Source organism: Blochmannia endosymbiont of Camponotus sp. C-046 (genome assembly GCF_023585865.1).
Taxonomy (GTDB): Bacteria; Pseudomonadota; Gammaproteobacteria; order Enterobacterales; family Enterobacteriaceae; genus Blochmanniella.
Genome location: NZ_CP097752.1, coordinates 305,784 through 318,106, shown reverse-complemented (window position 1 = coordinate 318,106; position 12,323 = coordinate 305,784). Strand labels below are relative to the sequence as shown.

The following is a 12,323-nucleotide window of genomic DNA, read 5'->3' as shown; positions in this document are numbered from 1 at the left end:
AATTCAACACCTCAGTGCACAATTATAACTTTACATATCATTTTATATTTAATATTTAATAAATGTTGTCTGTAGTACAGTAATAATAATTTTTTATTATTCAATAATATATTTCGTAGAAAATTATCATAATTTCAAATATATATGTTTATTGTTTATAATTAAAAACCAATAATGCCTAAAAATACAATTGATTTTTATTAGGTTTTAAATTTTTTTAATAAAAATAACTGTCATACACAATATTCATGTAATAAATAATTTATTTTTTCAAGATAACTATTATAATATTAGAATGTAATATTTTCAATAAAATTGATTATTGCAATCTTACACGAACTACAATAAGCATCTAAAATAATATTTGACAATCTTAATTGTATAGTATACCAAATATAATTTATTATTTTTACACATATATAGTTATATTTATAATGCAATATATATACGTAGTATATGTTTTAATTTTTTAATATTAAATAAATATAGAGAATTAAATAATATGCAATATTTTAAACACAATAACTTGAAAATACATTTATCGATATTATGCGATCATTTAATTTTATTTTTCTCCAAAAGATCAATCACAAATGAATAATTTTAAAAAAATTTATAAACTTATTTTAGATTATTACTATTATGTTTAAAAAATTCCGCGGCATATTTTCTAGCGACCTATCTATTGATCTCGGTACTGCCAATACTTTGATTTATTTAAAAGGACAAGGTATTGTTTTAAACGAACCTTCTGTTGTAGCCATTAGACAAGATCGAGGCGGAATGCCCAAAAGTGTAGCTGCTGTAGGCTATGCAGCGAAACAGATGTTAGGGCGAACTCCCGGAAACATTGCGGCTATTCGCCCCATGAAAGACGGAGTAATTGCTGACTTTTTTATTACTGAAAAAATGTTGCAGCATTTTATCAAGCAAGTGCACAGCAATAGTTTCATGAAACCAAGCCCGAGGGTGTTAGTATGTGTTCCAGTAGGCGCTACACAAGTTGAACGTAGAGCTATACGTGAATCTGCACAAGGAGCAGGAGCACGTGAAGTTTTTTTAATAGAAGAACCTATGGCAGCGGCTATTGGAGCAGGTTTACCAGTATCCGAAGCTACTGGTTCAATGGTAGTAGACATTGGAGGCGGTACCACTGAAGTCGCAGTAATTTCACTGAATGGAGTAGTGTATTCATCATCTGTTAGGATTGGAGGAGACCGTTTTGACGAAGCTATTATTAGTTATGTGAGACGTCATTATGGTTCCTTGATTGGAGAAGTAACCTCAGAAAGAATAAAACATACTATAGGTTCTGCATATTTAGATGATGAACTTCGTGAAATAAAAGTACGTGGACGAAATTTAGCAGAAGGAATACCACGAAGTTTCGTATTAAATAATAACGAAATTTTAGAAGCATTACAAGAACCATTAACTGGCATTGTCAGTGCAGTTATGGCGGCACTAGAACAATGTCCTCCAGAATTAGCATCTGACATTTCTGAATATGGAATGGTATTAACTGGAGGAGGGGCACTATTGAGAAATATTGATCGTTTATTGATAAAAGAAACTAGTATCCCCGTGGTAATCGCAGAAGACCCGCTTACTTGTGTTGCACGGGGTGGCGGTAAAGCACTTGATATGATTGATGTACACGGTCGAGACTTATTTAGTGAAGAATAATTTTTTTTAAAAGCGCTATAAATAAATTTATACATTTTAAATTAATAAAATCACATAAATTAAAATGTATTACTTTTAATGATATATATTAATTAGTCTTATTAAGATTAAGGTATCTTCCATGTATAGTGCTATAAGCAATAAATTTCCTTATTTAGAATTACGTTTATTTTTTGCAATAATAATGTCTGTTATCATTATTATTTCCGATGAAAAACTAAATATGTTCCTAAAATTAAAAAGTTACATGGAAGATTCCACTTATTTGTTTTATTGCTTATGCGATAAGTCGCATAATATATACAATTATACTAAAAAATTGTTATCAGGATATGACAAATTAATATTGGAAAATAATACATTGCGTCAGGAGTTATGTTTAAAAAACAGTGAATTATTGTTGATGGATCAATATAAAGATGAAAATTACAAGCTACATGCATTAATTCACTCTCCTTTGTGTTATGATAAACAAAAAATAATCACTAGAATTATTTCTGTTAACGCAGATTTATACGGCAATCAAGTTATAATAAATCAAGGAAAGAATCATAACATCTATATTGGTCAACCAGTTATTACTGATTCAGGAATCATAGGGCAAGTAATTTCTACTAATACACTTAGCAGTCGTGTTATGTTGATTTGTGATCCTGAACATGCTTTACCTGTACAAATAAAGCGAAATAATATGCGTTTTATTTTAATGGGTTGTGGATATGGCGCAGATTTACGTGCAGAATATCCAGGATATTTAGATGTATGTATTGGAGATATCTTGATAACATCTGGATTAGATGGTCGTTTTCCAGAAGGATATCCAGTAGCAACAGTATCTAATATAATAGTAGATTCAGAACAAGACTCTACCATCATTCAAGCACATCCAACAGTTAAATTACAATCTTTATGTTATGCAATACTACTTTGGAAATAAATTAATGTAATTAATATTAAAACATTATTTATTATATTTAACATAATAATATTTGCAATAAAAACAACTTTAAAAACATGCACAATAAATACAATAATTATAAATTGTGGGTAGTATATAGTTCTTTTATCATTGCAATTATTTTACAAATTATTCCCTTTTGTCTTCGAACGTGGAATATACATCCATCCTGGACAATGATACTGTTAATTCGTTGGATTACAATACTTCCAAATCAGGTGAATATCGGTACTGGATTTACTTTAGGATTAGTAATTGATATCATACTAGGATCTACTTTAGGAATACACTCTTTATCTTTAAGTATACTTGCTTATTTGGTAATCCGGAACATTTATTTTTTTAGATACATGCCTATCTGGCAACAAACTTTTATTATTATATTTCTTTCTTTTATTCATCAAAGCATTACATTTTTAATAAAATTTTTAATAACCAAAGTTTTGTATGCACCGGAAATATTTTGGAACTGCCTATTAGATGGTGGATCATGGCCATTTTTAGTTTTTTTAATGCACAAAATTCGCCGAAATTAATCAACAATTGATGATTTTTAAAAAATACTAATAGTAATAATTTTAATATTAAATAATTATTTTTATTGAATAAATATATTTACATAAACTTATAAAAAATTGAAATCATTGTTAACAACACTGTTTCAGGAATGTCATGAAAATATTAAACAAAAATTGAATAATCGTATTTTTCACATGAAGAAGAACATCATTAAAGCAAAATACATATTTAATTAATTTAATGAGTTATAAGAATTATTTCATCAATAAAATTAATCACTCTGTGTATACATATATATAAAAAGTAATAATAATTACTAAACTATTTAATTCATAATAAGCATATTATACATATAATATGTTATCAATGAGATAAAAGGGTTTTAAACCGAAATAAGAACGAGTATACTACACATTTAACCAATACTCAGTAAAACATTTTAAAATAAAATATATAAAAATTGTTAAAAACAAATATTTAAAAAATTCTTTCCATTTAGTCAAATATGCTAATTATTATATTTTAAATAGAGGTTATATGAGCTTAAATTTTGTTACTGAAAGACTACTCACTCCTAATAAATTACAACATAATGATCTTTTATATTTGTTAGACATGACAGAAAAATTTCAAATAGACTACTCAGATCTGTATTTTCAATCATGTTTGCATGAAACATGGACTCTTGAAGATAGCATTATTAAATCTGGATCCTACACTATCGATCAAGGTGCTGGTGTGCGAGTAATCATAGGAGAACAAACTGGATTTGCTTACACAGATCAATTAACTCTAGATGCACTAATACGTAGCATGAAAGCTGCTACCAGCATTACAAGCGAACATCGCCGCAACAATAATAATAATAATACTATTGTTGACTTAAAGAAACATAAATACGTTTGTCCTACTCAACAGTATTCCTATTCCACTGCATATTCTTACATGAACCCATTGTCTAATATATCTAAAGAAGAAAAAATAGAACTATTAATGAGAGTAGATAAAACAGCGCGCGCTACTGATTCTAGAGTTCAAAAAGTTAATGCTAATTTATCAGGTATTTATGAACAGATTTTAATAGCAGCTACAGATGGTATTTTAGCAGCAGATATTCGACCATTAGTACGTTTATCTATATTAGTGCAAGTGGAAAAAAATGGAAAAAGAGAACAAGGAATAAGTGGTGGTGGTGGACGATTTGGGTATGATTTTTTTTTAGATACTATTGTAGAAGGAGAAATTCGAGCTGATTATTGGGCTAAAGATGCTGTTAGAATGAGTTTAACTAATCTTGAAGCTGTAGAAGCTCCAGCAGGAACTATGACAGTAGTGTTAGGGTCGGGTTGGCCTGGTATTTTGTTGCATGAAGCAGTAGGGCATGGTTTAGAAGGAGATTTTAATAGAAGAGGTAGTTCTATATTTTCTAACAAAATCGGAAAAATAGTAGCTTCTGAACTATGCACAATAGTAGATGATGCTACATTGAAGGGCTCACGTGGATCATTAACTATCGATGACGAAGGAATTCCTGGTCAATATAATATATTGATTCAAAATGGTATCCTAAAAGGATACATGCAAGATAAATTAAATGCGAAACTAATGGGATGCACTTCAACAGGAAACGGTAGACGAGAATCTTACGCTGCTTTACCTATACCTCGCATGACTAATACTTATATGTTGTCAGGGCAATCGACCCCAGAAGAAATTATCGACAGTGTAGATTACGGAGTATATGCTGCAAACTTTAGTGGCGGCCAAGTAGACATTACATCGGGCAAATTTGTTTTTTCTGCATCTGAAGCTTTCCTAATAGAAAAAGGTCGTATCACCAAATCTATAAAAGGAGCTACGTTGATAGGATCAAGTATCGAAATCATGAAAAGTGTCTCTATGGTTGGTAACGATCTATCGTTAGATACAGGAATAGGTACATGTATAAAAAACGGACAAAACATACCAGTTAGCGTTGGCCAACCAACAATAAAATTAAATAATATCACTGTTGGAGGTACTAATTAACCTAATTATATGTTTCATGTGTATTAATATTAAGTAATTAAAAAATCAATAATGTTATTTATTATATCAAATAATCAAAATATTGGTTGATATATAGGTTTTGATTGTAAAAAATATTATATACTACATATGATTGAAATAATGCACATTATTATCTGATTTATTATACTTTAAGAAATATTAATTTTAATAATATTAATTACATGCATATTATTAATTATTACAAATAATACATCTATGAAATTTTTTAACTAATAAATTGTTTTATTAATTAAAAACAAATTTTTGTTTTTAATATCATGATCTACATTGATCAACATCAGTCACTGATGTTGATCAATGTAGATCATATTGGTAGATACATATATACTAATTAGAAACTCTTATTACAGGAGGATAAGATGAATATAATAGACGACGTAATACAACAACGTAACTTTTTAGAAAATATAGTATATCAAACATTAAATTTAGCACATGCATATTCAAAGGAAGTAGAAGTTTCAGTAATTAAAACTACAGGAATTACAGTCAGCACTCGTTACGGAAAACTTGAGAATGTAGAATTTAATAATCGGGGTGTCTTAGGTATAACTATATTTCGTCAACAAAAAAAAGGTACTGCTTTTTCAAATGATTTAAATGAGAAAACAATAAATCGTACTGTAGAAACTGCAGCGGATATAGCATCTTATACTTCTTCAGATCCACATTCTGGGATTGCCGATAAAGAATTATTAGCATTCAATCCTATGAATCTTGACTTATTTCATCCCATTAGTTTAGATACTAAATTAGGAATGGATTTAGCATCTACAGCAGAAAAAACAGCATTACAATATGATAAGCGTATAATTTATACTGAAGGAGGTAGATTCAGCAGTTATTTTACCACTAAAGTGTTTGGGAATAGTCATGGTATGTTACAAAGTTACAGCAGCAGCCAACATTCTTTATGTTGTGGAGTGATTGCTGCAAGTAATGATATTATGGAACAAAATTATGCCTATACATTAAGTCGCTCATTTAATGATTTACGTTCTCCAGAATGGGTTGGACAAGAATGTGCTCAGAGAGCTCTACAGCATTTAAACCCCAAAAAATTAAAAACAATGGAATCTCCAGTATTATTTTCTGCAGAAGTAGCTACAAGTTTATTCCATCATTTAGCAAGTGCTATTCATGGAGACAATGTATGTCGCAAATCTACTTTTTTGTTAAATGATTTGAAGAAAAAAATTTTTCCTTCTTGGATATCCATTGACGAACGCCCGCATGTATTAAAAGGATTAGGTTCAGCTCCATTTGATAGCGAAGGGGTACATACTTTAAATAGATCTATTGTAGAAGATGGTATACTAAAAAATTGGATTTTAAATAGTTATTCTGCTCGGAAAATAGGACTAAAAAACACTGGACACGCTGATGGTATTTATAATTGGTATATTAGTCATCAAAATTTAAGTTTTATAGAGTTAATCAAAAACATGCAACGCGGACTTATCGTTACTAACATAATGGGGCAAGGAATTAATATTACTACTGGAGATTACTCACGCGGGGTAGCTGGTTTTTGGGTAGAAAACGGCGATATTCAATATCCAGTCAATGAAGTTACTATTGCTGGTAATTTAAAAGATATGTTCTATAATATTGATTCTATTGGGCACGATATTGAAACGCGCAGTCATATTCATTGTGGGTCCGTGTTAATATCTTCCATGAAGATAGCGGGAATTTGAAATAATGATGCAATATATAACCTTTACTAAAAATAAAAATATCTTTTTTAACATCATAAAATATATGTTATATATGGGTATACTTGATAAATAAAATCATCATAATCAATTCAATATAACAATTCTTATGGTTTTACAGCGTAAAAAAATTAAATCTGTTTAGGATTTAATGATATTTATAGCATAATATGCTATCATTTTAAATGAATATACATACACTAATGTAATGTATTACAATCATTATATGATCATCGTAAGAATTAATAAATTTATAACTTTTCTAATTTATATCGTTCCAAAAATCCAATTTAAATTGGGATATTAATAATAAAAAATATTAAAATAAGAAACTATCAAATAAACAAATCTATATCTAAATAATAATATCTACAACACATTGTCTGCAAACAAATCATGTTGACAACAACATAATCTATTTTAATAATCATAAATAAATGTTAATAACACAATAAAACACCGAAACAATTTTTAATATAATAAAAATATGTATTTAAATGTTATGAAAAATAAAAAATACTCCTTTCTTTTATATCATACATAACGTTTAATTAATTGTAATGTACATCTTATAATACACACAATTGTGTACTAAAATTTAGTATCCAAAACTACTAACAATAACAATCATTTATTAGTATAATCTTTTACTATTAAAAAATAATTTTATAAAAATAAATCTTACTAAATTTGATCGTATCATTATATGTACACGAAAATTCGAATATCATTAGCATTGCTAATTATTAAATTAAATCAAAACATCTGTAATCATTATTAATGATGATAAATAAAAATTGTTCGTTCATCATATTATGATGATTATTTACATATTATTCTATACTTTCAATTTGAAAATAAAAACTTATTATCTCAAAATAATTAATTACTTTTATCTAATAATATAATTGATATATTGATCAGTTAATTATATTAACTGATCAATATTATATACACTATACATATGTAAATACTTAATTACCACTGATATACTTTTGATGAAATAAATAGTTATATCCAAAAAATTTCATAGTTAATAGAATATTGAAACATATATCGATGTTTTAATGAAAATTAAACATTTAAAATATTTAGTGTGTTTTAATCCACAAAACAATTTTTTGTTTAAAAATTTTATTTATTAAAAATAGTTTGTAGCGTCATGCAAACATCAATAAATATTGAATGATAAAATAAATACAACATTAAATAATTATTTATTTTTTATTTTTCATAACGTTCGATGTTGAATATACTCAATGTATCCCCATATTTCTAATTATTTGATTATTAAAATGGTGCAGCTGAATATTAAAGATGTTATAATCTTGGCAAGCTATAACTAAGAGAGATCGCTCTATGAACACTGAGCAACCTGATCGCATAGAAATACCTGTATTGCCTTTGCGTGATGTGGTGGTGTATCCGCATATGGTGATCCCTTTATTTGTAGGGCGGGACAAATCTATTAGATGTCTCGAGTCTGCTATGAACAACGACAAAAAAATTATGTTAGTAGCCCAAAAAGAAGCGTCAACTGATGAACCAAGCATCAGTGATCTCTTTTCAGTTGGAACAATATCTATAATATTGCAAATGCTTAAATTACCAGACGGTACTGTCAAAGTATTAGTGGAAGGACTAATGCGTGCCCGTATCATTGAATTAACGGATACTGACAACCATTTTAAAGCTCATGCAAGTACTTTTCATATTGATGCACCAATCGAACATGAACAAGAAGTTTTAATGCGTACTGTTATTAATCAATTTGAAGGATATCTTAAGCTCAATAAGAAAATACCCGCCGAAGTTTTAACATCCTTAAACAATATTGATAATTCAGATCATCTTGCAGATACCATCGCCGCTCATATGCCGCTCAAACTAAATGATAAACAATCCATTTTAGAAATGTCAAACGTTACTGAACGACTAGAATATTTAATAGCGATGATGGAATCAGAAATTGAATTCTTACAAGTTGAAAAACGTATTCGCAATCGCGTAAAAAAACAAATGGAAAAAAGCCAACGCGAGTATTATTTAAATGAACAAATGAAGGCCATACAAAAAGAACTGGGAGAACTGGATGCTGTTGTCGATGAAAATGAGGCTCTTAGACGAAAAATAGAAGCAGCTAAAATGCCTAAAGAAGCTCGAAGAAAAGTAGAATCAGAGTGGCAAAAATTAAAAATGATGTCCCCTATGTCTGCTGAAGCTACTGTAGTTCGTGGGTATATTGATTGGATACTGTCAGTACCTTGGCATACAAGAAGTAAAATGAAAAAAGATTTGCTGAAAGCTCAAGAAAGCCTGGATAAAGACCATTATGGGTTAGATCGCGTTAAAGATCGTATTCTAGAATATTTAGCAGTACAAAATAGAATTAATAAAATTAAAGGACCTATTTTATGTTTAGTAGGACCACCTGGAGTAGGTAAGACATCACTTGGGCAGTCTATTGCCAAAGCTACTGGGCGTAAGTATATACGTATGGCCTTAGGCGGCATGCGTGATGAAGCCGAAATTAGAGGTCACCGTCGTACTTACATTGGATCAATGCCTGGTAAGCTCATACAAAAAATGTCTAAAGTTGGAGTAAGAAATCCTTTGTTCCTTTTAGATGAAATAGATAAGATGTCTTTAGATATGCGTGGAGATCCAGCTGCTGCTTTACTAGAAGTATTAGATCCAGAACAAAATACTGCTTTTAATGATCATTATTTAGAAATAGATTACGATTTATCTGATGTTATGTTTGTGGCTACCTCTAATTCAATGGATATTCCCAGTCCTTTATTAGATCGAATGGAAGTAATACGTTTATCTGGTTATACCGAAGATGAAAAACTAAATATAGCACGACAGCATTTATTCACTAAACAAATAGAGCGTAACGCTTTACAACCAGAAGAACTAACCATTAAAGACGATGCGTTAGTAAACATTATTAGACATTATACACGTGAAGCTGGAGTACGTAATTTAGAACGCGAAATTTCTAAATTATGCCGTAAAACAGTAAAGACGCTTTTAATGAACAAAACAATAAGACGTATCAGCATTGATAAAAATAATCTAAAAGACTTTCTTGGAGTACAACGCTATGATTGTACCCACGCGGATCAAGAAAATCGTATTGGACAAGTTACCGGACTAGCTTGGACTGAAGTAGGAGGGGATCTTTTAACTATTGAAACTGCTTGCGTTCCTGGAAAAGGAAAATTGACGTATACTGGATCTTTAGGTGAAGTGATGCAGGAATCTATTCAAGCTGCATTAACTGTGGTAAGAGCGCGTGCAGATAAATTAGGTATTAATACTGATTTTTACGAAAAAAAAGACATTCATGTACATGTGCCAGAAGGAGCTACGCCAAAAGACGGACCAAGTGCTGGAATTGCTATGTGCACCGCCTTAGTTTCTTGCTTAACAGGAAATTCTGTTAAAGCCAACATAGCCATGACAGGAGAAATAACTTTAAGAGGACAAATATTACCTATTGGTGGATTGAAAGAAAAATTGTTAGCTGCACATCGAGGAGGTATTAAAACAGTATTAATACCGTATGAAAACAAACGCGACCTAGAAGATATGCCAGCTATTGTAGTTGATAACTTAAATATTCATCCAGTCAAACAAATAGACGAGGTTTTAATATTAGCATTACAAAATATCCCATTTCATTCTACTGAAGTCACACCTAAATCATCATTAGTATGACATATCGTGTAATTGTAGAAACATTATATATAAAATATATGGGGTGTATCAGTTTATTAAAATAGTCGCGTATAAATAACACATAAATCTACATATTTCTATATATGTAATATTCTCACTCAATAGAATCAATCTTATTGATTAACAAGTAATCAAAAAAATAAAATGTTGCTATTTTTTGATTTTTATTGATAAAACATATATATTAGTGTCACTAATAGTAGTTTATAGTTTCATAATAACACCTGTTGATCTTATATCACAATTAAAAAATTGTCTTACTATTGATTGTTGTGAAATATTCCACGTACATAAAGCTATCGTTATTATATTATAAAACAGTGGTATGACATATCCATGAAACTACATACTATATAAACTGAACATTTGTATCTATTTTTAGATTAAGAGCTAAGAATAACAGCAACTAAACTATTCAATATAATTTTTTAAATATTTACATCTCCTGTCGAGATAAAATAATAATTAATTAAAAAATATGAAAAATAATTAAAAATTTTTTAATGCAAAATATGTTAATAAAAATTCAAATAAATAAAATACCGATTGCTTATTCATAACATAATTTCTAAAACATCAAATATAGCTTTCTGACAATTAACTTTAAAAATAAAAAATATTTTTAAACCACATGATCACAAACAAAATATATCTTAGATTAAAAATTAATTCATACTTAAATGTGCAATTTTCACTTGAAAAATTTAAAATAATCAGGAATACTCTTACAGGAGGGATGTTATCAAATTATTCATAGTAATTTTTTAAAAATCGGTCAGGTCTGGAAAGAAGCAGCCGTAATAAGGAGCTATAATGAGTATTTTTGTTAACATCCCGATAAGATAATTATTGAAATTTTTCATAACTCTTGATTTATTTAACTCACTACATATGTGTCATGTAGGAAACGTGATCAATACATTTATCTGTTTTATTATAAAAAATACTTAACCAAAACTAAACATGTTCTTTCCGAAAATATATATATGTGAATATATGCAATGTCGTACAAATAAAAATCAAAAAATTCAAAAACCGTCATTTGAAAGCATTGTGTTTTATTTTTAAGAGCTATATTTTTCATTATAGTTTTTTGTATCTGCTCAAATATATCAATTTTTAATTTTTTTGTACTTTTTCTAACAACCATAATTTTTAATCTTTAGAATACACAATACTTCAAACACAAATAAATAATCACCAAAAATGTCTAATTATATTCGGTATTAATCTGAATAAAAAAATCTTTTTAAAAAAGATGAAATACATTCCAAAAAATTAAAATTACTAATTATATTATAATAAATTTATTTATATATACTAATATATTAGTCAAAAATACATTATTCTTGACTATGCAATTAATTTTTCATTTTATAATTAAAAAATAAAATGCACTCGTCCATCATCACTCATTCAATGAGTGAAATATATTAAAATCATATATTTATACTACTATATTTAAAATATTCCTATATAAAGTATTTAATTTTAAATAAATACTTGAAATTTTTATTAAAAATATATATAAAACATGTATCAATCATATATAAATATATGTTTAATAAACTAATATTATAAGCTATACAAAAGTATAGTATTATTTTACTTATAAATCGATCTGA

Annotated in this window: 6 protein-coding genes and 1 other RNA gene; all 7 read left to right on the top strand. The window is 28.4% G+C overall.

Going from position 1 to position 12,323, the window contains the following annotated elements:
- Positions 1 to 642 precede the first annotated feature (642 nt).
- The 7 genes from M9409_RS01300 (at position 643) to ffs (ending at position 11,530) form a co-directional block, all read left to right on the top strand.
- Positions 643 to 1,686 (top strand): rod shape-determining protein, encoded by a 1,044-nt coding sequence (locus tag M9409_RS01300; protein WP_250227142.1) that lies wholly within the window; start codon positions 643 to 645, stop codon positions 1,684 to 1,686.
- Between the two features lie 121 nt (positions 1,687 to 1,807).
- Complete coding sequence (gene mreC, locus M9409_RS01295; RefSeq protein ID WP_250227141.1) at positions 1,808 to 2,623, top strand: rod shape-determining protein MreC; 816 nt, start codon at positions 1,808 to 1,810, stop codon at positions 2,621 to 2,623.
- 77 nt (positions 2,624 to 2,700) lie between these two features.
- Entirely contained in the window at positions 2,701 to 3,180 is a 480-nt protein-coding gene (mreD, locus tag M9409_RS01290; protein WP_250227140.1) for a rod shape-determining protein MreD, read from the top strand.
- A 520-nt stretch (positions 3,181 to 3,700) separates the two neighbouring features.
- A complete protein-coding gene (tldD, locus tag M9409_RS01285) occupies positions 3,701 to 5,191 on the top strand; it encodes a metalloprotease TldD (RefSeq protein WP_250227139.1) in 1,491 nt (496 codons plus the stop codon).
- Positions 5,192 to 5,592: 401 nt separating this feature from the next.
- Positions 5,593 to 6,933, top strand: a complete 1,341-nt coding sequence (gene pmbA / locus M9409_RS01280) for a metalloprotease PmbA (RefSeq protein ID WP_250227138.1) — start codon at positions 5,593 to 5,595, stop codon at positions 6,931 to 6,933.
- 1,377 nt (positions 6,934 to 8,310) lie between these two features.
- On the top strand, positions 8,311 to 10,677 hold the full coding sequence (gene lon / locus M9409_RS01275) for an endopeptidase La (RefSeq protein WP_250227137.1): 2,367 nt from the start codon (positions 8,311 to 8,313) through the stop codon (positions 10,675 to 10,677).
- A 761-nt stretch (positions 10,678 to 11,438) separates the two neighbouring features.
- Positions 11,439 to 11,530, top strand: an RNA gene (ffs, locus tag M9409_RS01270) — signal recognition particle sRNA small type.
- Positions 11,531 to 12,323: the final 793 nt, after the last annotated feature.

Excerpts from the sequence above, each read along its gene's own strand:
- M9409_RS01300 (WP_250227142.1), top strand. The coding sequence starts at position 643 with ATGTTTAAAAAATTCCGCGGCATATTTTCTAGCGACCTATCTATTGAT.
- mreC (WP_250227141.1), top strand. The coding sequence starts at position 1,808 with ATGTATAGTGCTATAAGCAATAAATTTCCTTATTTAGAATTACGTTTA.
- mreD (WP_250227140.1), top strand. The coding sequence starts at position 2,701 with ATGCACAATAAATACAATAATTATAAATTGTGGGTAGTATATAGTTCT.
- tldD (WP_250227139.1), top strand. The coding sequence starts at position 3,701 with ATGAGCTTAAATTTTGTTACTGAAAGACTACTCACTCCTAATAAATTA.
- pmbA (WP_250227138.1), top strand. The coding sequence starts at position 5,593 with ATGAATATAATAGACGACGTAATACAACAACGTAACTTTTTAGAAAAT.
- lon (WP_250227137.1), top strand. The coding sequence starts at position 8,311 with ATGAACACTGAGCAACCTGATCGCATAGAAATACCTGTATTGCCTTTG.